A 24,586-nucleotide genomic window follows, 5' to 3' on the forward strand; every position below is an offset into this window, starting at 1 on the left:
AGCGCGGCGAGCGACCGAAGGACCTTTCCCGCCATGCGCATCCTCGTTTCCGGCGCGACCGGCTTCATCGGCCGGGCGCTCCTGACCCATCTGGCCGCGCTCGGACACGAGCCGATGGCCCTGAAACGCGGCGGCCCCGACGGCGCTCCGGCCGATCTCGCCGGGATCGATGCCTGGACGGGATGGCCGGCGGGAATCGAGGCGGTGGTGCATCTCGGCGCGCTCAACCCTGCCCGCAGCGATCCGGCCTCGCGCGACGACGCGGCGCTGATGGCGGCGAACGCCAACGGCACGAAGGCGCTGGCCCGGCGCGCCAGCGCGGAGGGCGTGCGCCGCTTCGTCTTCGCCTCCACCAATCTCGTGCATGCGGCCGCCGAGACGCCCATCGACGAGAACGCGCCGCTGCGCCCCCAAAACGCCTATGCGGCCTCCAAGCTGGCCGGCGAGACGGGGCTCGCGCAGGCGCTGGCGGGAACCGCGACACGTGCGACCATCCTGCGGCTGCCGCCGGTCTACGGGCCGGGCGGGCGCGGCGGCGTCGCGGCGCTGCTGAAGCTCGCCCGCAGCCCGCTGCCGCTGCCATTCGCCGGCCACGCGGCGCGGCGCTCCTTCCTGTCGCTGCGCAATGGCGTCGACGCGCTCACGGTGGCCGCGACCTCCCCGGAGGCTGAGGGCACCTTCCTCGTCAGCGACGGCGCGCCGTGGAGCGTCGGAGACATCGTCGCCTTCGCCCGGCGGGTCGAGGGGCGGCCGGCCCGGCTGGTCGCGCCGCCGACCGGGCTCTTGCGGCTGGCGGCGCGCGCCAGCGGCCAGCAGGCGACCTTCGATCGCCTCTACGGTTCCTTCGTGATGGACGACCGCCGCTTTCGCACGGCGACCGGCTGGACGCCGCCGCAGAGCGTGGAAGCGGGGCTGCGCGAAACGATGGAAGGCTTGAAGGATGCTTGAAGCGCCCGGCGGCCATCCGGTAGACTGGTCGGGATGAGCGACCACGCCCCGATCGACCCGATGAAGCTGCAGCGCCAGAAGCGTCTCGAAGAGACGCTGAAGGAAAACCTTCGCCGCCGGAAGGCGCAGGCACGTGCCCGCTCTCAGCCGGTCGCGGACGATGGCGCCCGAGCCATCGGCGCCGAGGAACCGGCCTCGTCCGACGAGGACTAGCCCGCTCCGGCGCCATGCACGAAGGGCATGCCGCCCTTGCGCTGTTGGCTTTGAGGGTGGACATTCTGTCCGTGGACTTTGCGGTGGGCGAACCTTAGAACCCTTCTCACGAAGGAGTTCCGGATGATCGACTATCGCTCCCACTTCGAATCCGCGATCGAAGCCCTGCATGCAGAGCGCCGCTACCGCGTCTTCGCCGATCTCGAGCGGATTGCCGGGCGCTTCCCCACCGCCCTCTGGCGGCACGAGGGCCAGGCGCGCGAGATCACCGTCTGGTGCTCGAACGACTATCTCGGCATGGGCCAGCATCCCGACGTGATCGGCGCGATGACCGCGACGGCGACGGGCATGGGCTCGGGCGCCGGCGGCACCCGCAACATTTCCGGCACCAGCCATCCGCTCGTCGAGCTGGAGGCCGAACTCGCCGATCTCCACGGCAAGGAAGCCGCGCTCGTCTTCACTTCGGGCTTCGTCTCCAACGAGGCGTCGATCTCGACCATCGCCAAGCTGCTGCCGGACTGCCTGATCCTCTCGGACGAGCTGAACCACGCCTCGATGATCGAGGGCGTGCGCAAGGCCGGCTGCCGCAAGCAGGTCTTCCGCCACAACGACCTCGCGCATCTCGAAGAGCTGCTGAAGGCCGCCGATCCGGCGCGCCCCAAGCTCGTGGTCTTCGAGAGCGTCTATTCGATGGACGGCGACGTGGCGCCCATCGCGGAGATCTGCGACCTTGCCGAGCGCTACAACGCGATGACCTACATCGACGAAGTCCATGCGGTCGGCATGTACGGCGCACGCGGCGGCGGCATCAGCGAGCGCGACGGCGTCGCCGACCGGCTCGACGTGATCGAGGGCACGCTGGCCAAGGCCTTCGGCGTTCTCGGCGGCTATATCGCGGGCTCCCGCGCGCTGGTGGACGCCGTGCGCTCCTATGCGCCGGGCTTCATCTTCACCACCGCCCTGCCCCCGGCGCTCGCGGCGGCCGCCACCGCCTCGATCCGCCATCTCAAGCGCTCTGGCATCGAGCGCGCGGGGCAGCAGCGGCAGGCGGCGCGCACCAAGCGCGAGTTCGCCTCCGCCGACCTGCCGGTCATGCCGTCGGACACGCATATCGTGCCGATCCTCGTGGGCGACGCCGATCTCTGCAAGAAGGCCAGCGACCGGCTTCTCGAAGTCCACGGCATCTACATCCAGCCGATCAACTACCCGACCGTGCCGCGCGGCACCGAGCGCCTTCGCGTGACGCCGACGCCGCTGCACGACGACGCGCTGATCGACACGCTGAAGGCGGCGCTCGTCGAGACCTGGGAGGCGGTCGGCATTCCCTTCGCCTCGCAGCGCCCGGTCCGTGCCGGCAGGCGGGACCACGCGCCCGCGCTCGTCATGGCGAAGGCAGGCGGCTGAGGCTCTTCCAATCGCCTGATATCGACGACCGAACGGCCGGGTGCATGACCCGGCCGTTTCGCGTTCAGGGTCGATCGGCTTCGTCGTCGCCAGAGGCCGTATCGCGGGCCGCTTCCGCCGGGGCCGCCTCGCGCGCCACGATGCTGGGGCCGCTGACCGTGCGCGGCAGCCGCCGCGCCAGAACGGGCACGAGCAGGGCGAGGCAGACGAAGCGCACGACGTGATGGGCCGCGACATAAGCCGGGTCGAGGTCGAACTGGAAGGCGAGCACCGTCAGCGCCTCCAGAGCGCCCGGCGCGTAGGCCAGCGCGATCTTGCCGAAGCCGATGCCGAGCAGCGCCAGTGCCGCGAGACCGGCCAGTCCGGACACGACAATGCCGATCGCAAAGGCGCCGAGCGAGGCCGGCAACAGCTCGAACATCGCCCGCCGATCCTCGCGCCGCAGCCGGCCGCCGATGGTGCAGCCGAGGACGACGAGCGCGGGGATCGCGATGCCTTGCGGCACGGCGACCGGCGCGATCGCGGTTCCGTGCATCAGGGCGCTGCCGAGCAGCGCGCCGAGGATCAATCCGCCCGGCACGCGCGAGCGCACGCCGACGAACGCGAAGACGAGGCAGAGGCCGACCAGCGCCGCATACTGCCAGGGCGATCCGATAACGCCGCCGCGAAGCCCGGTGGAGACGGCCTCCCCGCCTTCCAGCCAGCCGAGCAGCGGCGTCAGCGCGCCGATGAGCAGCAGGAGGCGCGTCGACTGGACGACGATGATGCGGGTCATGTCGGCGCGCGTCTCGCTCGCGGCGGCCAGCACGAAGGACATGGCGCCCGGGAGCGAGGCGAAGAGCGCGGTCTCGCGGTCCCAGCCGAAGACGCGCCGCAGGAAGAGGTTGGTCAGCACCACGACGCCCGCCACGCCGATCATCTGGATCGCAAAGGAGAGCGGCCAAAGCGCCAGCTGGTTCACGACCTCGGGCGTCACCCCCGACCCCGCCTGAATGCCGAGGACGAAGAAGGTGGCGTCCCGCACCCGGTTGGGAATGTGGACGGGAACGCCCGACAGGCTGGCCACGGCAACCGCCATCGTGGCACCGAGAAGCCAGGCCACCGGCAACTCGGCCCAGGCGGCCAGCCCGCCGCCGAGGGTGCCCAGCGCCAGCGTCAGGCCGAGCCGCGCGAGTGCGGACAGACCCGGCCTCAACCCTGACGCCCGATCCAGTCCGCGATGCGACGCGCGGCTTCCTCGACCTCGTCGAGCCGGCGATGGAAGCAGGCTCGCAGGTAGCGCCCGGTGTCCGGCCCGAAGGCATTGCCGGGGGCGAGGCCGACGCCCGCCTCGTCGGCGATGCGGAAGGCAGCGGCATAGCCGTCCTCGATCCCGTCGATGGCGAAGAAGGCGTAGAACGCCCCTTCGGGCCGCGAGATCTGTACGCGGTTGGTGGCCAGAAGCGTGTTGCAGAAAATGTCGCGCGCCTTGTGCGCCCGCTCGATCTGCATCTCAACGAAGGGCTCGCCCTCCTCGATCGCCGCCACCGCGCCGCGCTGCATGAAGGCGGCGACGCCGGAATTGGAATACTGGATCAGGTTCTCGAAGAGGTTGCCGAAGGTGGCGGGTGCCTCGATCCAGCCGATCCGCCAACCCGTCATCGCCCAGTTCTTCGAGAAGGAATTGACGAAGATCAGCGGATCGCCGTCCTGCATCGCGTCGTGGAACGAGGGCGCGCGCGTGCCGCCGTAGTAGAAGCGGGAGTAGATCTCGTCGGCGATGACGAAGATGCCGTGCTCGCGTGCCAGAGACAGGATCTCGGCGATCATCTCCGGGCTGGCGGTCCAGCCGGTCGGGTTGTTCGGCGTGTTGACGAAGATCGCCTTGGTGCGCGGGCCGATGGCGGCGCGCAGCTTGCCGAGATCGAGGCTCCAGCCGTCGTCGCCGAAGTCGAGCGCGACCTCCACAGGCCGGGCGCCCGTCAGCCCCGCGGCCGCCGCGAAGTTCGGCCAGAGCGGCGCGACGAAGAGGATCTCGTCGCCCTCACCCACCAGCGCCGAGACCACGGTCTGGATCGCGTGCATGCCCGAGCCGGTGACGAAGATCCGCTCGGCCGCCGTCTCGCGGCCGTAAAGCTTGATGGTGTATCCTGCCAAGGCCTCGCGCAGCTCGGGGATGCCGCGCTGCCAGGTGTAGAAGGTTTCGCCCGCCTTGAGGCCCGCCGCCGCCGCATCCGCGATGAAGGAGGGGGTCGGCAGATCGCCTTCGCCGGCCCAGAGCGGGATCAGTCCCTCGCGACCGCGCGCGTGGTTGATGACGGCAACGATGCCGCTTTCGGGCGCTGCGAGGGCGCTCTGGCGAAGACGATGGAGATGGCTCATGCCCGGCGAATCCACATGATCGTTCGCACCGCTGACGATCATGCGGGCGATCCCGCCGGACTCGATCTTTCAAACCGTGGCGTCAACCCCGCCACGGCATTTTCGGGCGAGAAAGGGCGGGGGCTAGAGCCCTGCGCCGGGGACCTGACCGGGACGCGCACTGCTGCCCTTGGCCAGGAGATCGCGGATCTCCTCGAGCAGCTTCTCCTCGCGCGGGACTTCCTTGGCTTCGGCCGGCTTGGCCTCTTCCTTGCGCTTCAGACGGTTCATGCCCTTCACCACCAGGAACAGCACGAGCGCGACGATGAGGAAGTTGATCAGCAGCGTGAGAAAGTTGCCGTAGGCCAGCACCGGCCCCTGCTCGCGCGCCTGTGCGAGGCTGGCGGCGGTGACGTTGCCGCCGAGCCCGATGAACTTGTTGGTGAAGTCGACGCCGCCGGTGATCAGCCCGACGATCGGCATGATGAGATCCGCCACGACCGAGTTGACGAGGCCCGAGAAGGCCGCGCCGATGATGATGCCGATCGCCAGATCGACCATGTTGCCCTTGAGGGCGAATTCCCGGAATTCCTTGAGCATGGTCTCGTTCTCCAGGGTTGACGGCGGCGTGACGACGCCGTGAAATCGAGCATGCCGGCCCGACGCCGCCTTCGCAACCTGAAGGCGCGGCCGCGGTGCGTCACTCGATCGCCGTCCCCAGGTAATGCACGACGATTTCACGCCGGTGACGGCGCGAGCGATGCTCGACGACGTAGATCCCCTGCCACATACCGAGCATCATCCGTCCAGACTGAACGGGCACGGAAAGGCTGGTGTCGGTCAGCGCCGTCTTCACATGCGCGGGCATGTCGTCGGGACCCTCGATCACGTGGATGTAAGGCGCGTCCGCCGGGGCCAGCCGGTCGAGGGCGTCGAGGAGGTCGGCCTGCACGTCGGGGTCGGCGTTTTCCTGGATCGTCAGGGATGCCGAGGTGTGGCGGATGAAGATCGTCGTCAAGCCGTCGGCCGCACCCTGCCGTTTCAACGTCCGCGCGATCTCGCCAGTGATGTCGCGCATCTCGCGACCGCGCGTGTCCACGGCCAGCGTCTCGATGAACTGATGGGTCGGCGTCTGGCGCATCCGGATTTCCTTTGCATGAGAACCACGGGTTCCGCTTCGCGGGCGCCGCGGCCTCGTCTAGACAGGGAGCCGGCGCGGCAGCGACCGCGATCGGCTTATCGCGACGAAGATGGATCCGACGATGCCCGATGACGAGACGTTTCGGCGGCACGACAGCGAACTCGAAGCGCAGAACCGCGAGATCGCGGCCTTCCAGGCGGCGCGGCCGAGCCCGTGGGACTTTCCGGTCGAGGTCGTTCGCGCGGCGCGGCGCGAAGGGCGCGGCGTGTTTCCGGCGCCCGTGTCTGATCCCGCAGCGCAGACCGTGGTCCTCGCCGGACGCGGCGGAAACGCCATCCCGGTGCGCATCCTGCGCCCGAGCCTAGGCGACGCCGCCGGCACTTACCTGCATTTCCATGGCGGCGGATGGGTGTTCGGCGAGGCCGTCGAAAACGACGGGCGCCTGCGCCGTCTCGCCGAGGACACGGGGCTGGCCGTCGTGTCGGTCGACTACCGACTGGCGCCGGAGCACCCCTTCCCCGCCGGCCCCGACGACTGCGAGGACGCGGCGCTGGCCTTGACGAGCGGCGGGATCGCCGACCTGCCGACCGGCTGGCTGGCCATCGGCGGAGAGTCGGCGGGGGCGCATCTGGCAGCGCTGACGCTGTTGCGGCTTCGCGACCGGCACGGGCTGCGGCCGTTCCAAGCCGCCAATCTCGTCGCCGGCTGCTTCGACCTCGCGTTGACGCCCAGCGTGCGCCGCTTCGGCCCGGAGCGCCTGATCCTCAACACCGCCGACGTCGCGGAGTTCGTGCACCGCTTCGTGCCGGCCGATCTCGATCCCGCCTCGGCCGACGTCTCGCCGCTCCACGCCGATCTCGCCGGCCTGCCGCCGGCGCTGCTCACCGTCGGCACCCGCGACCTCCTCCTCGACGACACCCTGTTCATGGCGGCGCGCTGGCAGGCAGCCGGCAATTCGGCGCGCCTCTCGGTCTGGCCGGACGGCGCCCATGTCTTCCAGGCCTTCGCCTCACGCGCAGCCGATGCGTCGCTCGCCGAGATGCACGCGTTCCTGAGCGAGGCGCTGGCGGCAGGACGCGATGGCGGCGGATCGTCTCGAAACCCACGCAGCGATTGATTTTTGAGAACCGCTCTGGCACGCGGAAGGACATGAGTTCGCACGCACCCATCTACAAGCTGACCCCCCGTTCCGCGTGGCTGGAGGCCGAGCAGGCCGGCCGCTTCGAGGGCGCGCCGGTGGATCTCGCCGACGGCTACATCCATTTCTCAACGGGCGCGCAGGTGCGCGAGACCGCGCGGCGCCATTTCGCCGGCGAGACGGCGCTGCTCATGGTGGCGGTGGATCCAGCGATCCTAGGCGATGCCCTGCGCTGGGAGCCCTCGCGCGGCGGCGATCTCTTCCCCCATCTCTACGGCCCGCTGCCGCTCGACGCGGTGCTTTATGCCGAAGACGTTCCGATCGGAGCGGACGGCGTCCACCTCTTCCCCGCGAGCGTCCAGTGAGCCGTCTCTACCGTTTCGCCCGTCCGCTCCTCTTCCAGATCGACGCCGAAAAGGCCCATCGCCTGTCGGTGGAGGCGCTGAAGCGCGGCCTCGTCGGGCGCCGCGACATTCCGGTCGACGCCCGGCTGCGGGTGAACGTCGCCGGCCTCTCCTTTCCCAACCCGCTCGGTCTCGCCGCCGGCTACGACAAGAACGGCGAGGTGCCCGACGCCGCGCTGCGCCTCGGCTTCGGCTTCGTCGAGGTCGGCACGGTGACGCCGCTGCCGCAGGAGGGCAATGCGCGGCCGCGCGTCTTCCGCCTGCCGGAATCCTTCGCGGTGGTGAACCGTCTCGGCTTCAACAACGAGGGCCATGCCGAGGTCGCCGAACGGCTGGAGAAGCGAGCGCGCAAGGCCGGCATCGTCGGCGTGAACATCGGCGCCAACAAGGACGCGAGCGACCGCGTCGACGACTACGTCACCGGCATTCATCGCTTCGAAGCGCTGTCGAGCTACCTGACGATCAACATCTCCTCGCCGAACACGCCGGGCCTGCGCAACCTCCAGAAGGGTTCGGATCTCGACGATCTCCTGAAGCACGCGGTGGCGGCCCGCGACGGCGCGGCGGCGATCGCGGCCACGGATCGCAAGCCGCTCTTCCTCAAAGTCGCGCCGGACCTGACGCTCGACGACATCGCCGCCATCTCCGAGACCGCCAAGCGGCGCGCGGTCGACGGGCTCATCGTCTCGAACACGACCCTGTCGCGCCACGGCGTCGAGGGCCGTCGCCATTCCGACGAGCAGGGCGGCCTCTCCGGCCGGCCGCTCTTCACGCGTTCCTCCTACGCACTCGCCGCCTTCCGGCGTGCGCTTGGGCCGGACTTTCCGATCATTGGCGTCGGCGGCGTCGAGAGCGCCCGCACCGCCCTCGGCAAGATGGAAGCGGGCGCCGACCTCGTGCAACTCTACACCGCGCTCGTCTATGCCGGCCCCGAACTGCCGATCCGCATTCTCACCGGCATGATGCGCTATCTCGACAAGACCGGCGCTGACACGATCCGCCAGATCCGCGACACGAAGGTGGACGAGATCCTCGAGCGAGAGCCCCCGCTCGGGTGGGAACTCGTTCGCGCCTGACGGCAAACCGGGCACCGCGAGCGATGGGACGGTGCCGGCGAACCGGAAGGCCGAGGCGGGCGCGTCGCTGCCTCGGCGGTGAGGCGCCGGGTGGGCAACACACGCTAATGCGGCAATACGTGTCCGCCAGGATCAAGCGAATTGCGGCGCCTCGTCGTTTGGGGCCCGCACGTCGGCGTTTCGAAGCGGTCAGACCTGTCATGCGGAAGGCGGCGGGCCGAAGAGCGTAGAGGCGTCAACTCAAACCTTCGACGTGTGGTGCATAACTTTCGATTGCATCAATCTTAAGGATAGTTAACCTTTCGATCGAACGCGGTTGGGAGGCTGGCATGTCGGTGGAAGCTCTGGTCGATGAAGCCCGCTTTCGAACGCGCGAGGTCGGCGCGCTGGCGCGGCTGAAAGGCGCCATCGCATTCCGGTCGCGCCGGCGACGTGCCGAGCTATTCTTCTCGATCTTCGCAACCACCGAAGACACGCGCGTCCTCGATCTCGGGGGTGGCAAGGGCCGGCATTTCGCCAAGCACTACGCGGCCATCCGCAATGTCTGGATCGGCGATTACGACACGTCCGCCCTCGATTTTGCCGAGCGCCATTTCGGGTATCGGACCGTGCCGCTCGATGGCACGGAAACGCTGCCCCTCTCCGACGGCGAGTTCGACATCATCTTCTGTTCGTCGGTCATCGAGCATGTCACCGGCCCGAAGGCCGATGCCGTCGCGCTGTTCAAACGCGACGGCGCGCGGTTTCGCACCCAGGCCTTCGCGTATCAGCAACGCTTCGCCGACGAAATCCGCCGGTCCTCGAAGAGCTACTTCGTCCAGACCCCGTTTCGGTTCTTTCCCGTCGAGGTCCATTCCTGGATCCCGTTGCTCGGATTCCTTCCCACGCACCTGCAATGGCGGATCATCAAGGTCTTCAATCGCTTCTGGCCGCGCAAGGACGACCGTCCGGATTGGTCGCTTCTGACCGAAACCGAGATGAGGCAGCTGTTTCCGGATGCCGAGATCCACCGCGAGACCTTCTTCGGCCTGACGAAATCGCTGATCGCCATCCGACGCTCGTAACGCTCTCGCGAGCGAGATCGGGACACACCGAGCTTCCTCAGCGCGGCTGATCTCATTTCGCCAATGGCCGAGGGCGCAGACCGTGACGAAGCGGTTACCGCCACCAACGGGCTTCCACGTAGACACGTTTCGCCCTCAGACCCGCGGAGCCGAAAACTCACGGTCGCGGCGTTTCGGGGTCATGGCCAGGAGAAAGATGCCGCGCGCGCCGAGGAAGAGGGTCAGCGCCGCCCAGAGGCCGTGGTTGCCGTAGAGCGGCACGAGCGCGAAGGCGGCTGCGACGAACACGGCGACCGAGGCGAGCATCATGTCGCGCATGGTGCGCGACCACGTGGCGCCGATGAAGACGCCGTCCATGACGAAGGCGAGCGCGCCCGCGAGCGTGGCGACCGCAGACCACGCGACGAAGGGCGCGGCGGCCTGCCGGATCGCCTCGTCGGTGGTGAGGAATGCGACGAAGGCCGGACCGCCCGCCAGCAGCGCCGCGGCCACGGCGGCGGCGAAGGCGACGCCCCAGCCGATCGAGAGCTTGACCGCGCGATCGAAGGCCGGCCGCCAGAAGGCGCCGACGGCACGCCCGACGAGCTGCTCCGAGGCGGTGGCGAGACCGTCGAGGAAGTAGGATCCCGCCATCATCAGGTTGAGGAGGATGCCGTTCACCGCCAGCGTCGTCGACCCGAGCCCGGCGCCGAAGCGTGTGAACAGGGCGTAGGTGCCGACGAGGCAGAACGAGCGGATCATGATGTCGCCGTTCAGCGCCAGCATCCGTCGGAACCCCTCGCGGCGCAGGATTTCGGCCCGCGTCGGGCTTGGCCGGCGGCGGAAGTCACGCGCCACGAGCGCCAGCCCTATCGCCGCGCCGATCGCCTCTCCCGCGACGGCGCCGAGCGCGACGCCCCGAACGCCCCATCCCCATTCGAGGCCGAAGAGGATGGCGAAGGCGATGTTGCCGGCGTTGATCCACACCTGAAGGGCGAGGCCGCGCCCGGATCGGCCAAGACCGAGGAGGTGACCGAGGACGACATAGTTGACGAGCGCGAAGGGCGAGGCGAGGAGCCGGACCCCGATATAGAGGCGCGCGGCATCGGCCACGGCCGGCTCGGGGCCGATGGCGGCCAGGCCGAGGCCGGTGACGAGCGGCGTCGCCAGGATGAGCGCCAGCCCGATCGCCACCGCCAGCGCCATCGCGCGCCAGAAGACCGCGACGATCTCCCGCTCGTTACCCTCGCCGAGCGCCTGCGCGGTGAGCCCCGTGGTGCCCGCGCGCAGGAAGTTGAAGGTCGAGAAGGCGACGTCGAAGACGATGGCGCCGACCACCAGCCCGCCAAGCGCCGCCGCCTCGCCCATCCGCCCGACCACGGCGGTGTCGGTGATGCCGAGAAGCGGCGTCGTCAGGAAGGCCAGCGTCATCGGCAGCGCGATGCGCCAGATCTCGCGATGCGTGACGTCGAAGGGTCGTGCGATCCGTTCCGCCGTTCCGTCCGCCATGTCGAATCGCCCCGCGCCGTTCCCTCTTCGTTCTGGCACCGCCGATGGGCGCGATCAAGCGCCGTTCCCAGCCGGCGCGGGCCGCCCTAGATCGAGCGGGACATGGTGCTTCCCCTCATCCATCACCCCGCCTTCGACGCGCAGTTCGACGCCGCGCATCGCTTTCCGATGTCGAAGTTCACCCGCCTTGCCGAGATGCTCGTTGCGGATGGGCTGGTGCCGGACGGCTGGCACGTGCCGGCGCCCGCCCTCGCCTCTTGGCTCGAACTGGCGCACGACCCTCGGTATGTCGAAGCGGTCATGACGCAGCGGGTCGATGCCGCGACCGAGAAGGCGATCGGCTTCAAGGTGGACGAGCGCGTCGCCCTGCGTTCGCGCTGCGCCACCGGCGGCACGCTGCTCGCGGCCCGGCTGGCGCTCGATGGGGGCCTCGCCTGTAACACGGCCGGCGGCAGCCACCATGCCGCGCGCGACGGAGGCGCCGGGTTCTCGGTGTTCAACGACGTGGCGGTGGCGGCCAGCGTGCTTCTGGCGGATGGCGATGTCGGGCGGGTGCTGGTCTTCGACTGCGACGTGCACCAGGGCGACGGCACGGCCAATATCTTCGCCGATGATCCACTCGTCTTCACATTGTCGATCCACGGCGAGAACAACTATCCCACCCAGAAGGCGCGGTCCGATCTCGACGTGCCCCTGCCCGACCGCACCGTCGACGCCGCCTATCTCGCGATCCTGCCCCCGCTTCTGGAGCGGGCGCTGCGCGAGGCCAAGCCCGACATCGTCTTCTACAATGCCGGCGTCGACCCGCATGCAGACGACCGCCTCGGCCGCCTGTCGATGAGCGACGCGGGGCTTGCCGAGCGCGACCGGCGCGTCATCGGCTTCTTTCGCGAACGCGGCATTCCGGTGGCGGGCGTCATCGGCGGCGGCTACTCGCGCGACATCGAGGCGCTAGCCAGGCGCCACTCGATTTTGCATCGCACGGCGGCGGAGTTCGTCTGATGGGGCTCAGCGCGCGGCGCGCAGGAGCACGACGCCGCCGAGCGTCACGAGGGTCGAGACGATCCGGCGCCAGTTCATTCGCTCCTTCAGGACGAGCGTCCCGATGAGCACGGCGAAGACGATGGAGACCTCGCGCAGCGCCGAGACGGCGGCGATCGGCGCCTGGCTGAACGCCCAGGTGACGAGCGCATAGGCAACGAAGGAAACGGGACCGCCGACGAGGAGCGCCCGGCGTCCGAGCGTCAGGGACCGCCCGATCGAACCGGGCTTCAGAAAGCGCATCACGAGGCAGAGCAGCACGCAGTTGAGCGTCGCCGAGGCGCCGTAGAAGGCGAAGCTGTTGCCCGCCAGCCGCGCACCGGCTCCGTCGTTGAGGGAGTAGGTCGCGATCACGGCGCTCGTGGCAAAGGCCCAGCCGAGTCCCGCCCGCGTCATCGCCTTGGCTCCGCGCCCGGCGAAGACGAGGCTCATGACGCCGCAGGCGATCGTCAGCACCGCCGCCGACTGCACCGGCGACAGCACCTCGCCGAGGATCACGGTGCCGAACACCGCCGTCAGCACCGGCGCGGCACCGCGCGCGATCGGATAGACCTGCGTGAAGTCCGCGGCGCGATAGGCGTTGAGGAGGCAGAGGTAATAGAAGACGTGGATGACGGCGGAACTCGCCACGAGCGGCCAGGACGCCCGCGCCGGCAGACCGGCATAGAGCAGACAGGCGAGCGCCAGCGGCACGCCGCCGATCGCGACGGCCACCGCGCCGGCGTGCTTGTCGGTCTCGGTCTTGAGAAGCGCGTTCCAGACGGCATGAAGAAGCGCCGCGAAGATCACGGCGGCGAAGACCTGTAGCGGCATGAAGGGCCTTCCCGAAGCGCATCAGACCCATCAGTCTTGCGCCTCGGGCGGCCGTCACACAACCGTCATGGTCAGCCGCGCGAGGACTTCATCAGCCGCGACAGAAGGAAGATCGGCACCACGATCACCGCGCCGAGCAGGAAGTAGTCCACCGCCCGGTTGAGCGAGCCGAAGACGCTGTACCAGCCCCACTCGAACAGGCCGGTGATCCAGTCGACGATCTCGTAGGGACGGATGTCGAGCCACGAGAGGAGCACGCCGACGAGGAGGGAGATCACCGCCAGCCGGACGATCACGGACAGGGGCGAACCGCCCAGAAAACTCGTGACCCGACCGGACATGCGCGACCTCGTTCAACTTCCACTGGACGATGAGGTAGGCGGGCATCGAGGCCGGCACAAGGGCGCGACGGATGCCGCGCCAGCCTCGGGCCAGCCCTCGGGAGCCGGTGTCAGGCCAGCATGGCCTGCAAGGTCTCCAGCCGGTCGGCCTCGGCGGCGGGCTTGTCCCAGCGCAGGCGCGAGACGCGGGGAAAGCGCATGGCGACGCCGGATTTGTGGCGCGTCGAGCGGGCCAGCCCTTCGAAGGCGACCTCGATCACCAGCCCGTGGTCGGGCTCGGCCCGCACCGAGCGGACCGGGCCGAACCGGTCGATCGTATTGTCGCGAATGTACTTGTCGAGCTGCTTCAGCTCCTCGTCGGTGAAGCCGAAATAGGCCTTGCCCACCGGCACCAGCTCGGGATGGTCCTCCGGCCCGGTCCAGACGCCGAACGTGTAGTCGGAATAGAAGCTCGACCGCTTTCCGTGGCCGCGCTGGGCATACATCAGCACGGCGTCGATCAGATGCGGATCCTGCTTCCACTTGAACCACGGCCCTTTCGGGCGCCCCGGCACATAGGCCGAGTCCCAGCGCTTGAGCATCACCCCCTCGATCACCGGGTGGGGCGGCTCGCGCCGGAAGGCGGCGAGCTCGTCGAAGCCGGCGAACCCGACGAAGGGCGAGATGTCGAAGCGCGTCGGCTCCAGCGAAGCGACGAAGCGGTCCAGCCGCAACCGGCGCTCCGCGAAGGGTAGCGTGCGCAGGTCCTCCGGGCCGTCCTGCAGGAGATCGTAGGTGCGCATAAAAACCGGATGCTTCTTCATCACCGCCGCCGACACGCTCTTGCGGTTCAGCCGCTGCTGCAGGTCGGAGAACGTGCCGACCACGATGTCGTCGCGCGGCGGGCCCGCATGCGGCTCGACCTTCGGCGTGCCCTTGGCCGTGGCGGGCCGCGCCACGAGCAGTTCGCCGTCGAGCGAGCCCTCGAAGGTCATGAAGTCGAGGAGATCGGGAAAGGCGCCGGAAATATCGTCGCCGGTGCGCGAGTAGAGCCGCCGCACGCCGCGCTCCACCGTCGCCTGGACGCGGATGCCGTCCCATTTCCACTCGGCGGCATAGTCCTCCGGCGTGATGCGCCCGTAGTCCGGCTCCTCCAGCGGCTGCGAGAGCATCACCGGCCGGAAGGGCGAGGCCGCCGCCGAGACCGGCTTCTCCGCCCGCCCCTCCAGCCAGGCGAAGAGCGGCTCGTAGGGCGGCGTCAGCCCGTGCCAGAGCTCCTCGATGCCGGTGATGTCGGTCTCGCCGAAATCGGCGAGTGCCTGCTTGGCGAGCCGCGAGGAGACGCCGATGCGCAGCGATCCCGTCACGAGCTTGAGAAGCGCGTAGCGGCCGGAGGAATCCAGCCGGTCCAGCCATTCCTCGATGAGCTTCGGCCCCTCGGCCCGCGTCGCGGCATCGAGCGTGGCGACGACCTCGGCGAGCGTCGGAATGTCGTTGCGCCCGTGCATCTCGCCGTCGTGGGGCGAGGGCCAGACGAGCGCGATCGTCTCGGCGAGATCGCCGACATAGTCGTAGGAATAGCCGAACAGCACCTCGTCCATGCGCTCAACCATCAGCGCCCGGAGCATCGCGGGCTTCACCGAGCGGATGTCGAGTTCGCCGGTGATCGCCGCCAGCGCGTAGCCGCGCTCAGGATCGGGCACGGCGCGGAAATAGTCCGCCATTAGCTTCAGCTTGCCGTTGCGCGAGGGCGTCAGCACGAGACGGTCGAGGAGTTCGGCGAAGCGCTGCAAGAGGTCTGCCATCCCGGTGGTCCGCCAGGGATGGCGGAGACCTTTGGAGATAGGCCGGCGCCGCCGCGCCGCCAGCCGTCAGGCGATGACGGGCATCGGCCGTGCGATGGCGTCGATCTGGCGCTGGGCGCGAAGGTTGAGGTGATGGCGCGCGGTGTAGACGGCATCAGCGTCCATCTCGGGCTCGCGGATCAGCCACTCGAGATAGTCCGTCGGCACGTCGCGCATCACGACGCCCTTGTGCCGCCCGAAGCGCAGGCGCGCCAGCAGCGCCGGTTCGTTCGAGACACGCGTCGCCCGTGCCATGAAGTCGGCGATGTCGGCGCAGCGCGGCATCAGCTCCGCCGCCGTCCGGCGCAGGAGAACCGCGGTGCAGAGCGCATCGAACAGCGCCCGGTGCGGATGGAGGCCCGCCAGATCCGGCTCGACCTCGCTGAGGTCGAGCGGCACGTATTTCACCAGGGACTGCAGCCCGTGCGCCTTCACTTCGGGAAAGGCCCTGAGCGCCAGCTTGTAGGTGCAGAGCCACGTGCCGGGCAGGCGCAGGCGCGAGCGGTCGAAGCTGGCGCGCTGGGCGGCGAAGACATGGGCCGTGGCGAAGGGCTGGACGGCCTCGGCGAAGGGCGGGGCGCCCTCCAGCATCTCGTCGGTGATCTTGTGGACCCGGCGCGCATGCGGGTTGATCTCGATGCCGGCCGGGCTTGCCAGCGTCTGCATCGGATTGAAGATGCGGCCCGTCGCCAGATCGAGATCGACCGATCCGATCTCGATGACGGCGTCGTCCTCCAGCCTGTGGCCCGCGGTCTCCGTGTCGATGACGCGAACGAGCGTTTCGGGAACCACGGGAAACAGGGTCGGGGCGGCAGGCGCGGCTGGAAAAAGCTCGGTCATCTCGTTCTAGATCGGCCGATCCGCGCCGCGATGCAAGAGACGCGACCGCGCGACGCGGGGGCGCGGGAAGCTGCATCGCAATGCCGCGCGCATCTGAGCGGAGGCGCGATCGATCGCAGCCCGCCGCGAGCGAATTTTGCTCTTCTCAGGAACCGGCGAGGGTCAGCACCGAGAAGAAGTCGCGGTCGGCCGGGCTCATGCCGAGTTCGGCGCCGCCGATCAGGTGGATCTGCCCGCCGGACAGCGTCGCCAAGCCCACCAGATTGCCGAAGTTGGCGTTGCCGGCATTCAGCGGCTGCTGGAGGTCGTAGTCGCGCTCGGGCTGGCCGTCGAGGAAGGAGCGGCCGACCGCCAGCGAGAGGTGGTCGGTCAGCGGCACGAGATGCACGAGCAGGCGCTCGCCCGTCAGCTTCTCGAGGCTCACCGTTCCGTCCGCCGCCTTCGCAATCCGGCAACGGTGCGAGCCGACCGTCTTCGCCCCCTCCTCCAGGAAGCCGAACCAGCGCAGGGTGCATTCGGTCTCGCCCGGCTGCGCTGCGATCGGGGCGGCAAGCGGCGCGCCCTCGGCGCCGGGATCGTCGGCCAGGAGGCGCGCGACGCCGAGCGCCGCCTTCGTGCCGCCATCGGTGGACACGTCGCCGAGCCCGGCCAGCGTACGCCGGATGCGCGCCGGCAGATCGATCACGCCCTCGCGGTCGCCATCAGACAGGGTCGAAAGGCTCGCCTCGCATTCCTCGGCGCAGCGACCGCCGAAAGGGGCGGCGAGATCGCCGGGCTCCGACGCGATCGGCGGAACCGGCGGTAGCGCCTCCGCACCACCCAGATCGAGGAGCCCGCCGATTTCGGCGGTGCGGGCCGCCTTGTCGTAGATGCAGACGACGCTGCGTCGCGCCGCGCCGCCCTTCTCGCTTCCCTGCAGCACGGCGATGCCGAACCGCTCGGAGCCGAAGGGATCGACGGTGATCCCGGTGGTATCCAGCACCCCCTCGCCGGCCGCACGGCACGCCGTCTCGACGCCGGCGCGAAACTCGCCCCAGGCCTCATCCGACGAGGCGCGGGCCTGCAACGCGAATGCGGCGACCCCGGTCAGGAGCGCGGCGGCAACGGCCAGCGAGCGGGAACGGACGGACATGGGCGGTCTCCTCGAAGCAGCGAACGCCACCCTCATGCCCGCCAAATCGGGTGATAGCGCGACCGAGCGGCGGCGCACGCTAGCCGTCGCGATCACCCGCACGTCGCCCCGCCCGTCGGCCCGACTTGGCAAGCCGGCCGGGCTCGGCTACGCCTGTGCTGGACTTACGTTTACGTCAATCATCGAGGATGACCCGATGGCCCTGCCCGAAGTCCTGCGCAACCGGCTGCGCATCCCCGCGATCGCGGCGCCGCTCTTCATCATCTCGCATCCCCCGCTGGTGATCGCACAGGCGAAGGCCGGCATCGTCGGCTCGTTTCCCGCCCTCAACGCGCGGCCGGCCGAGCAGCTCGAGGACTGGCTGAGCGAGATCGGCGAGGCGCTGGCGGCGCACGATCGCAGCCATCCCGAACGCCCGGCCGCGCCCTTCGCGGTGAACCAGATCGTTCACAAGTCGAACACGCGGCTGGAGGCGGATCTGGCGCTTTGCGTGAAGCACCAGGTGCCGCTGGTCATCACCTCGCTCGGCGCCGTGGCGGAGGTCAACGACGCCGTGCACTCCTATGGCGGGATCGTGCTGCACGACGTGATCAACGACCGTTTCGCCCACAAGGCGATCGAGAAGGGCGCGGATGGGCTGGTCGCGGTCGCCGCGGGCGCCGGAGGCCATGCCGGCACGCTCTCGCCCTTCGCGCTCGTCGGCGAGATCCGGCGCTGGTTCGACGGGCCGCTCTTCCTGTCGGGCGCCATCGCCAGCGGCGACGCGATCCTGAGCGCACAGGCGATGGGTGCCGATGGCGCCTATATCGGCTCGGCTTTCATCGCCACCGAAGAGGCCCGCGCCAGCGAGGCCTACAAGGCGGGCATCGTCGCCGGCCATGCCGCCGACATCGTCTACACCAGCCTCTTCACCGGCGTTCACGGCAATTACCTGCGTGCCTCGATCGAGGCTGCCGGGCTCGACCCCGACGCCCTGCCGACCGGCGACCCAAAGACGATGAACTTCGGCGGCGATTCGGCCGCCAAGGCCTGGCGCGACATCTGGGGCTCGGGCCAGGGCATCGGCGCGGTCGACGCGGTCCTGCCCGTCGCCGCGCTCGTCGAGCGCTTCGCCACCGAATACGCCGCCGCCCGCGCCCGCCTCTGCGCTGGTTGATCCACGGCCGATGCGGGTCGACGCCGCACCACCTGCCTCAAGCCAGCCTCGTCGTAACTTCCTTGCATTCGAGGCTTGAAACCGTCGCACTTTGTGGGTATCAGCACGCCATCGCCCGGATCGAGACGAACCGGGACGGGCCGCTTTAGCTCAGTTGGTAGAGCACGTCATTCGTAATGACGGGGTCAGGTGTTCGAGTCACCTAAGCGGCACCATATTTTTCAAGCACTTAGCCTAAGCCGACGAGAACAGTAAGAGAACTCGTAAGAGGCGTAAGAGGTTTGTGCCCTCTTACGCCTCACATGGTTCTTATGCCGCCGTGTAGACGGCCGAGCTGCGCGCCGTGAATTTCGCACCGACGCCGTTGTTCGCGTCGACCTCGGCCCACAGCGCATCGCCGGCGACGATCCCGCTCGTAGCCCACGTCCAGGTCGAGCCCGTCAGGGTCGCCACCAGCGTTCCCGATCCGATCGTGGCATCGCCGCCCTTGTAGATCCGGCGCTCGGCGAAGTCGGTTTCTGTCAGGCCCGCCGGCACGAACGATCCGGGGTTGACGCGGATCGTGCCGGCGCCGCCCGACAGCACGCCGAACAGCGCCAGCGGCGTTGCGACGGCGCCGAGATGCGCCGGGCGGTGGCGGGTCCGATCGTTAATCGCCCAACCGAACGGCTGCTCGATCTCGATGTCGGCTTCGGGCAGAGCGCCGGCGCCATAGCGGAAGCTGATCGTCTTCTTGGCGGTGCCGACCGACGTTGCCGGCGCCGACGGCCGCGCGATCAGGATCGTGTCGAGGGTGTAGGAGATCGGAGCGGTGGTGCCGGCGTTGGCAGCCGCCTGATAGCTGCCGGACTGCGCTACCGAGCCCAGCTCGAAGCCGTAACCCAGATACCCCGGCGGCAGCTTCGCGCCCATGCCGGCGAGCGCATACTGTCCGGGCGTCAGGGCCAGCGGCAGCGCCGTCTTGTCCTCATACTTGATGATGCCGGCGGCCGAGCCGCTGCCACCAGCGCGGATGACCTGTTTCTTGCGGCCGTTCGTGGTGTCCACCAACGAGGCGACAATGCCGTTCGAACCCGTCGTGGTCGAGATGGCCTTGCTCGACGGCACCGTGCCCTGGACGGGCGCAGTGACGACGCCAGACCCGGACACAGCGAGGTCGCGATCGGGATCTCGCTGCGCACCCATCTTCGGGTACGTGCCGGCGAAGATCATGTCGAGGACCTGCGCCTTCGTCGCCGGCGCGAGATGCGGTTCGATCGCCGCCATGATCAGCTGCGCGCCCTTGTCCGCCCCGATCTCGTGCGGGTGGACCAAGTTTGCGTCGTTCGCCACTTCGGCCGGGACGATCGACGAGCAGTCGATCAGGACAACACGCGGGTCGCTCGCCTTCAGCGCGTTGATGTAGTCCCGCTGAAGGTTCCAGACCGTCGCCCGATAAGTCGCCTCGGCGCCTTTACCGGACGGCCATGTCATCATGATCGGCAGACGCAGCGCCTGCGGGTTTGACTGGACGTAGTAGCTGACGGCCGTCTTCCAGTCGTTCAGGCTGGCAGGGCTCGCCACCGGATCGGTCGAGAGCACGTCGTCATTGGCGCCGCAGGTGAGGAAGAACGGAACGTCCGCCTTCTGCGCAGCCTGCGCATCGAGCGCCAGCGGATAGATCCAGGGCGTGTTCGTGCCGATCGTGCGAGCGATCGTCGTGCCCGAGCGCGCGATGAGTGAGACCGGCGAGGGCTGCATGCGCAGGCCGAGGCGGCGTTCGAAGACGCCCCACATGTTGCGCAGGCCGGCGGCGCTGCCCTCCGAGGCGATGCCGTCGCCGGTCGCGTTCATGACGGCGCCGATCGGCACGAGGTTCGAGGCCACTGCAGGTGTCGCCGTCTCGCTCGGCGACCACGGACCGCGCCCGATCGCATTCACAGCGGCCGTCTGCACCTGGTAGGGCGTGCCGTTCGCCAAACCCGCGAGCGCCTGGCCGGAGGCGATCCCCGTCGTGATCGTCCAGTTCTGCCCGTCGGTCGATCGCCGCGCATCGTACGACGTGATGGGCGAGCCGCCGTCGCCCGGCGCGGCCGCCGGCTCGACCTTGATCTGGGCGTCGCCCGCCGTCAGCGTCGGCTTCGCCATCTGCAGCGGCACGCTTGCTCCCGGCACCACCGCGCCCACCGGCGCCACCGTCACGGCACCGAGGAGAACTTGCGTCACCACGAGGGCGAGCTTGGCGGGCGTGCCGCTGACCGCCACCGTGCAGTCGATCACGTCGCCGGCTTTCAGGCCGAAGCGGCGGGCGGCCGCGTCGAAGTAGCCGGCGGCCGCGAGCTCGGCGCCGGAATCCTCCGTCGAGTAGACATAGGCGTTGGATCGCCCCTGCCGGATCCGGTCGCTCGTCGCGAAGCGGGAGAGCGCGCGTGCGCGAAAAGCCATGGGATCGTCTCCGGTGTCAGGGTTGGGTGGGTCGGCGCAGTTCGGAGCGCTTGCCGTCCATGCGCTCGAGGATCTCGCGGATGACGCGAATGTCGGACCCTTGGCTGTTCACCGTGGTCTCGAGGGCGCGGATGGCTTCCTTGGTGGAGTTGTTGGATTCCTCGCCGCGCGCGACGCGAAACCCCAGCTCGTCGATCTTGCGCAACCCGTTCTCGACCGTGCGGAACCGCTCTTCGGTTCGGCCCTCGAGCGTCGCGAGTTCGGCCGCGCGATCCTTGTGGTAAGCGTCGTGACCGACGCGCCATTCGTTCAGCCGCTCGACTTGGTTGCCGAGCGTGAAGAAGGTGCTGAGCGCCGTGAACCCGACGGCACCCACGGCGATCACCGTCTGGACATTCCAATTCTCTGTCAGCCAGGCCATGCGCCGCGTCGTCCGTTCCTGTGTCATCGAGCCGCCTGCCAGCATCCGAGCCGACGCCCGTTGGCGTCGTTGCCCTCGACGCGCTCGGCGCCGGCGCGGTCGGCCGCGATCAGCGCCACCGTCCCGGCCGGGCTAAGGCTGGCCTCGCGAAACCCCGCGCAGGCCGGCACAGGTGTCGACTGGCATCCCGCGAGCACGCAGAGCGCGAACGCAGAGATCCCGATCCGAAAGTGTCTTGCGCTCGGCATCGTCGGCCGCCCTCTCCGTCTCGGCCGTCTGGGCGGCGGTTTGCATTTCGGCCGTCAGGGCAGCGCGCCCCGCCCGTTCGCCTGACCAGTGGCCGACCTGGTAGGCGATGGCGGCGCCGGCGATCGCGCCGACGCCGATCTTCAGGAAGTCGAGGGCGCCGAACATCAGGAGGCCGGCGCCACGTCGAGGTCGAGCAGCGGCGCGAGCTTGCGGCGGCGGTGCGCGGCATAGAGGCCCCAGGCCATGCCGCCGATCGCCACGATGGCGCTGCCGATCGTCAGGCCGACCAGCACGTTGCCGACGAAGGACGAGACACCGGCATAGGGCTCGATCGACTGGCGGGCGCCCTCGAGCATCAGGCCGAGACTGCCGCCGGCGGCGCCGACCGTCGGACCGCTCACCGGCACGGCCGGGAGCGCGGCGTCCGAAACCAGCGCCTTGCGCTCCATACCGGCGACATAGACGAGGTTGGTATCCGAAGGCACCGAGCCTTGCGCCCAATCCTGCCCGGCATCGCCGACCTGGTCGACGCGGGCGACCCACCCACGGCCGAACGTCGGGAAGGTCTTCAACGCCCGGAGGAACGCCTTGCGGATCTCGCAGATGCGAGCAATAAGCGCGTCCACGTCGTTGACCTGGTTGACGGCCTCGAGTGTGCCGTTACCAATCACACCGTCGATTCCGCCTCGGTAGAGGCCGAGTTGCTGAAGCGCGCGCTGCAGCCACTTGTTCGATTGCGCCGGACCGGAGTTCACGCTGCCGTCGAACTGGACATGGTCCAACCCGATCGGCAGGGCGTCGAAGCGCACAGCGTTGGCGTATTGCGTCTTGTAGATCTCGGCGAGCTCGGCGCTCGTGATCGAGCGCACCGTGCGGGTGGTAAGGCCCTTGCGCTGGCGGTACGCGTCATAGACGCGCTGCGTCACGCCCTTCATCGTCGCCCCGCCGGGATCCTTCGGGTGATTGGAGAACCCGCCCTCGTGGACGAGAATGCGCGAAAGCGAGGATGCGTAGTTCTCGGCGGCCATCGGTCGGATCCCGGTTGTCGATGGCCACAGAATAAGACGCCCCGAAGGGCCTCAATTGCGCTCGCCGTCCTCGAGCAGGAGAAGCACTTGCCCGACCAGGAGGGGCTGGACGTAGTGCTCCGAGACGCGCGTCTTGATGAGCATCACCTCCTCCACCGTCAGTTCGACATCATCGGTGGCTTCGAAGATCCGCTGTGCCAGCGAATAGGCTTTGACGTGGTCGATCCCGGTCATCGTCTGGGGCTGGCCGTTCTCGATCTTCGGGCTGGTCAACGCCTCGATCGCGATGTCGCCAACCGTCGCCGGGACCGGCTGGCCCTCGGCGTCGTTGCGCAGCGACATGGGCGCACCGCTGAACGTGTACAGGGCAATGCGGAAATCTCGCTTCATCGTCATCCTCACGAACTGGTTGTGTAGAGAAACAGGGGCTGGGTGCCGTCGGCGGTGCAGATGCGGGGGCGCCCGCCAGCGCCGATGAAAATGTCGCCGCGCTTGTAGTTGCCGAGCTGGGACGCCGAGAACTCATAGGCGCCGGGTGTCAGATTGATCATGCGCCCCTGAAAACCGCTGGTCGCGATGACCTTCCCACCGGCGGCGACGTTACCGACCGTCGACATGTTCGCGGCTGAGAGACCTGCAAAAACGCTCAAATTCCCGCCCTGATCGAGGCTCATGATCTGGACGGATTTGTTGCTATTGACCCACCCGAGCGACGCGTCCGCCTGCAACGTCATGTGCATCTTGGCGTCGAGCGTATAGCCGTCGTTGCGAAGCTTGCCGAAAGAGACGGTGCCAAAGCGATCGACGCTGAAGATCTGCCCGCTATCGTTGCCGCACTCGATGAACTTATCGAAATACCCGCCAGTGCTCTCGAAGTTGTTCAACAGGAGACCGACGGAGTTTTTCCCGACCGTGGCGGCGGCATAGAGACCAATGGAGTCGATACGGTCCGTGCCAGTCGCGGCGTTCATACAGCCGATCTGGTAGCTCAAACGGGCCTTGTTTCCACCGCCTGTCCCCGACAGAAGCGTGGTCGCGCCTTCGATCCCGCCGGTGAAGCCGGTCTTATCGAAGAAGGCAGCATCGATCAGGATCCCGCACGCGTCGGAGCGGTTCGGGCTCTTGGCGTCCGTCTCCGGGGAATTGACGCGAGGACCGTCCTGGCGGACGACGATGTAAAGCCCGTCCATCTCGCCACCGCGTGCGGTGCCCGTGCCGAAACCTTCCTTAAAAAGCGAGATCGACGCGGCGAGCGTCGCCGATCGTGGACCGTTGAGGGCGCTCCCTTCCGACACGGTGCGGATGTGGAAGGAGGACACCTCGCGGTCGTTGTCGGAGTTAAAGGCGATCCGCGCACTGACGAGCTTCTGCGCGTGGATGTCCTGCCCCCCACCGTCCGCATAGAATAGGCGGGACAGCGTCGTGGCGTCGGTCTTCTCGAACAGGGTCGGCGTGCGCACGATAGCGGCCGCGTCGGCCGGGTCGGTCTCGCCACCGCCTCCGCCGCCGATCGCGGCAATCGCCTGCGCCACCCGCTGCGGCGTCATCGCCACATCGTTCAGGATGCCGGCTTCGGCCTGCGCCCGCGTCGCGATCGGCACCGTAACCGTGGTGACCAGGCTGGCGACCGACGCGGAGGCGAGCCCCGCGCCGACGATCGTCCGAGACGCCAGACTGACGATGCTGGCGGACAATGCCTGAACGGCCGAGACCGATGCCTTCGCCGCCAGCACGGGCACGAGGCCGACCACGTCGTTGATCGTCACGATGCCGGCGCCACCGCCGACGCCGAGCCCGTCGAAATTGTTGATGTCGCGCCGCAACTCCTGCAGCACGGTCCCGATGACGGAAAATTCGCGCTCGAGCGCGACGCCTGAGATCGCGCCGCCTCGCGTGACATCGGTGGATCGCTCCTGCAGGCGGCGCGACTGGACGATCGCCACGTCGCCAGCCTTAAGCGGCGTCGCGAAGCGGACGGTGAAATAGTCGAAGGGCTGGCCGCCGACCTTCTCGGCGAAGATCGGTTCGAGGGCATAGCCGACCTCGCCGAGCCGCAGCACGCGGGCCACGACATCGGCCGCATCCCAGACGCGGAAATCGAA

The 24,586-nt window shown here is 68.7% G+C and carries 25 protein-coding genes and 1 tRNA gene; 10 read left to right on the forward strand and 16 right to left on the reverse strand.

Features of this window, described 5'->3' with window-relative positions; translation table 11 throughout:
• Nucleotides 1-33: 33 nt before the first annotated feature.
• From AUL33_RS02845 to hemA, 3 genes are all read left to right on the forward strand, one after another.
• A complete protein-coding gene (locus tag AUL33_RS02845; protein ID WP_062203434.1) occupies nucleotides 34-948 on the forward strand; it encodes an NAD-dependent epimerase/dehydratase family protein in 915 nt (304 codons plus the stop codon).
• A gap of 33 nt (nucleotides 949-981) precedes the next feature.
• Entirely contained in the window at nucleotides 982-1,161 is a 180-nt protein-coding gene (locus AUL33_RS02850) for a hypothetical protein (RefSeq protein WP_062203436.1), read from the forward strand.
• 126 nt (nucleotides 1,162-1,287) lie between these two features.
• Nucleotides 1,288-2,565: a 5-aminolevulinate synthase gene (gene hemA / locus AUL33_RS02855; protein ID WP_062203564.1), complete on the forward strand. Its 1,278-nt coding sequence runs from the start codon at nucleotides 1,288-1,290 to the stop codon at nucleotides 2,563-2,565.
• A gap of 64 nt (nucleotides 2,566-2,629) precedes the next feature.
• Here the strand turns inward: hemA and AUL33_RS02860 are convergent, their stop codons facing one another.
• From AUL33_RS02860 to AUL33_RS02875, 4 genes are all read right to left on the reverse strand, one after another.
• Entirely contained in the window at nucleotides 2,630-3,760 is a 1,131-nt protein-coding gene (locus AUL33_RS02860) for an AbrB family transcriptional regulator (RefSeq protein ID WP_062203437.1), read from the reverse strand.
• Nucleotides 3,757-4,926, reverse strand: a complete 1,170-nt coding sequence (locus AUL33_RS02865) for a pyridoxal phosphate-dependent aminotransferase (protein WP_062203566.1) — start codon at nucleotides 4,924-4,926, stop codon at nucleotides 3,757-3,759. Before AUL33_RS02865 ends, AUL33_RS02860 begins: the two co-directional genes overlap by 4 nt.
• Before the next feature lie 123 nt (nucleotides 4,927-5,049).
• Entirely contained in the window at nucleotides 5,050-5,505 is a 456-nt protein-coding gene (gene mscL, locus AUL33_RS02870) for a large conductance mechanosensitive channel protein MscL (protein ID WP_062203438.1), read from the reverse strand.
• 100 nt (nucleotides 5,506-5,605) lie between these two features.
• The gene (locus AUL33_RS02875; protein WP_062203439.1) at nucleotides 5,606-6,046 is read right to left on the reverse strand and encodes a secondary thiamine-phosphate synthase enzyme YjbQ; all 441 of its coding nucleotides are present in this window, start codon (nucleotides 6,044-6,046) and stop codon (nucleotides 5,606-5,608) included.
• 121 nt (nucleotides 6,047-6,167) lie between these two features.
• Between AUL33_RS02875 and AUL33_RS02880 the strand changes: the two genes are divergently transcribed.
• The 4 genes from AUL33_RS02880 to AUL33_RS02895 all read left to right on the forward strand — a co-directional run bounded on the left by AUL33_RS02880 (nucleotide 6,168) and on the right by AUL33_RS02895 (nucleotide 9,728).
• Nucleotides 6,168-7,163, forward strand: coding sequence for an alpha/beta hydrolase (locus tag AUL33_RS02880; RefSeq protein WP_062203568.1), 996 nt, complete (start codon nucleotides 6,168-6,170; stop codon nucleotides 7,161-7,163).
• A 32-nt stretch (nucleotides 7,164-7,195) separates the two neighbouring features.
• Nucleotides 7,196-7,549, forward strand: coding sequence for a DUF952 domain-containing protein (locus AUL33_RS02885; protein ID WP_062203440.1), 354 nt, complete (start codon nucleotides 7,196-7,198; stop codon nucleotides 7,547-7,549).
• The gene (locus AUL33_RS02890) at nucleotides 7,546-8,664 is read left to right on the forward strand and encodes a quinone-dependent dihydroorotate dehydrogenase (protein ID WP_062203441.1); all 1,119 of its coding nucleotides are present in this window, start codon (nucleotides 7,546-7,548) and stop codon (nucleotides 8,662-8,664) included. The genes AUL33_RS02885 and AUL33_RS02890 overlap by 4 nt, the downstream gene beginning before the upstream one ends.
• A gap of 329 nt (nucleotides 8,665-8,993) precedes the next feature.
• Nucleotides 8,994-9,728, forward strand: coding sequence for a bifunctional 2-polyprenyl-6-hydroxyphenol methylase/3-demethylubiquinol 3-O-methyltransferase UbiG (locus AUL33_RS02895; protein WP_062203442.1), 735 nt, complete (start codon nucleotides 8,994-8,996; stop codon nucleotides 9,726-9,728).
• Nucleotides 9,729-9,863: 135 nt separating this feature from the next.
• On the opposite strand, the gene AUL33_RS02900 is transcribed toward AUL33_RS02895, so the two are convergent.
• Nucleotides 9,864-11,216 (reverse strand): MATE family efflux transporter, encoded by a 1,353-nt coding sequence (locus AUL33_RS02900; protein WP_062203444.1) that lies wholly within the window; start codon nucleotides 11,214-11,216, stop codon nucleotides 9,864-9,866.
• 102 nt (nucleotides 11,217-11,318) lie between these two features.
• On the opposite strand from AUL33_RS02900, the gene AUL33_RS02905 reads away from it, so the two are divergent.
• Nucleotides 11,319-12,218, forward strand: coding sequence for a histone deacetylase (locus AUL33_RS02905; protein WP_062203446.1), 900 nt, complete (start codon nucleotides 11,319-11,321; stop codon nucleotides 12,216-12,218).
• Between the two features lie 6 nt (nucleotides 12,219-12,224).
• Here the strand turns inward: AUL33_RS02905 and AUL33_RS02910 are convergent, their stop codons facing one another.
• The 5 genes from AUL33_RS02910 to AUL33_RS02930 all read right to left on the reverse strand — a co-directional run bounded on the left by AUL33_RS02910 (nucleotide 12,225) and on the right by AUL33_RS02930 (nucleotide 17,206).
• Nucleotides 12,225-13,070: an EamA family transporter gene (locus AUL33_RS02910; RefSeq protein WP_062203448.1), complete on the reverse strand. Its 846-nt coding sequence runs from the start codon at nucleotides 13,068-13,070 to the stop codon at nucleotides 12,225-12,227.
• 71 nt (nucleotides 13,071-13,141) lie between these two features.
• The gene (locus AUL33_RS02915; protein ID WP_062203451.1) at nucleotides 13,142-13,411 is read right to left on the reverse strand and encodes a DUF6460 domain-containing protein; all 270 of its coding nucleotides are present in this window, start codon (nucleotides 13,409-13,411) and stop codon (nucleotides 13,142-13,144) included.
• A 110-nt stretch (nucleotides 13,412-13,521) separates the two neighbouring features.
• Nucleotides 13,522-15,183, reverse strand: a complete 1,662-nt coding sequence (locus tag AUL33_RS02920; protein WP_062203570.1) for a cisplatin damage response ATP-dependent DNA ligase — start codon at nucleotides 15,181-15,183, stop codon at nucleotides 13,522-13,524.
• A gap of 78 nt (nucleotides 15,184-15,261) precedes the next feature.
• Nucleotides 15,262-16,074, reverse strand: coding sequence for an exonuclease domain-containing protein (locus tag AUL33_RS02925; RefSeq protein ID WP_062203453.1), 813 nt, complete (start codon nucleotides 16,072-16,074; stop codon nucleotides 15,262-15,264).
• A gap of 145 nt (nucleotides 16,075-16,219) precedes the next feature.
• Nucleotides 16,220-17,206 carry a hypothetical protein gene (locus AUL33_RS02930; protein WP_062203455.1) on the reverse strand — a complete coding sequence of 329 codons (987 nt, stop codon included), beginning with the start codon at nucleotides 17,204-17,206 and terminating at the stop codon, nucleotides 16,220-16,222.
• Between the two features lie 196 nt (nucleotides 17,207-17,402).
• On the opposite strand from AUL33_RS02930, the gene AUL33_RS02935 reads away from it, so the two are divergent.
• Together AUL33_RS02935 and AUL33_RS02940 are read left to right on the forward strand one after the other, a co-directional pair.
• Nucleotides 17,403-18,362 (forward strand): nitronate monooxygenase family protein, encoded by a 960-nt coding sequence (locus AUL33_RS02935; protein ID WP_062203458.1) that lies wholly within the window; start codon nucleotides 17,403-17,405, stop codon nucleotides 18,360-18,362.
• A gap of 139 nt (nucleotides 18,363-18,501) precedes the next feature.
• Nucleotides 18,502-18,577, forward strand: a tRNA-Thr gene (locus AUL33_RS02940).
• Between the two features lie 94 nt (nucleotides 18,578-18,671).
• On the opposite strand, the gene AUL33_RS02945 is transcribed toward AUL33_RS02940, so the two are convergent.
• From AUL33_RS02945 to AUL33_RS02970, 6 genes are all read right to left on the reverse strand, one after another.
• Nucleotides 18,672-20,786, reverse strand: a complete 2,115-nt coding sequence (locus AUL33_RS02945) for a fibronectin type III domain-containing protein (protein ID WP_062203460.1) — start codon at nucleotides 20,784-20,786, stop codon at nucleotides 18,672-18,674.
• 16 nt (nucleotides 20,787-20,802) lie between these two features.
• Nucleotides 20,803-21,207 carry a hypothetical protein gene (locus AUL33_RS02950; RefSeq protein WP_062203462.1) on the reverse strand — a complete coding sequence of 135 codons (405 nt, stop codon included), beginning with the start codon at nucleotides 21,205-21,207 and terminating at the stop codon, nucleotides 20,803-20,805.
• Between the two features lie 132 nt (nucleotides 21,208-21,339).
• The gene (locus AUL33_RS02955) at nucleotides 21,340-21,621 is read right to left on the reverse strand and encodes a hypothetical protein (RefSeq protein WP_062203466.1); all 282 of its coding nucleotides are present in this window, start codon (nucleotides 21,619-21,621) and stop codon (nucleotides 21,340-21,342) included.
• Complete coding sequence (locus AUL33_RS02960) at nucleotides 21,621-22,484, reverse strand: glycoside hydrolase family 108 protein (protein WP_062203469.1); 864 nt, start codon at nucleotides 22,482-22,484, stop codon at nucleotides 21,621-21,623. The genes AUL33_RS02955 and AUL33_RS02960 overlap by 1 nt, the downstream gene beginning before the upstream one ends.
• 51 nt (nucleotides 22,485-22,535) lie before the next feature.
• A complete protein-coding gene (locus AUL33_RS02965) occupies nucleotides 22,536-22,874 on the reverse strand; it encodes a hypothetical protein (RefSeq protein ID WP_156419250.1) in 339 nt (112 codons plus the stop codon).
• 8 nt (nucleotides 22,875-22,882) lie between these two features.
• Nucleotides 22,883-24,427: a hypothetical protein gene (locus tag AUL33_RS02970; RefSeq protein WP_156419251.1), complete on the reverse strand. Its 1,545-nt coding sequence runs from the start codon at nucleotides 24,425-24,427 to the stop codon at nucleotides 22,883-22,885.
• Between the last annotated feature and the right edge of the window lie 159 nt (nucleotides 24,428-24,586).

The organism is Aureimonas sp. AU12 (assembly GCF_001463705.1).
Classification (GTDB): Bacteria; Pseudomonadota; Alphaproteobacteria; order Rhizobiales; family Rhizobiaceae; genus Aureimonas.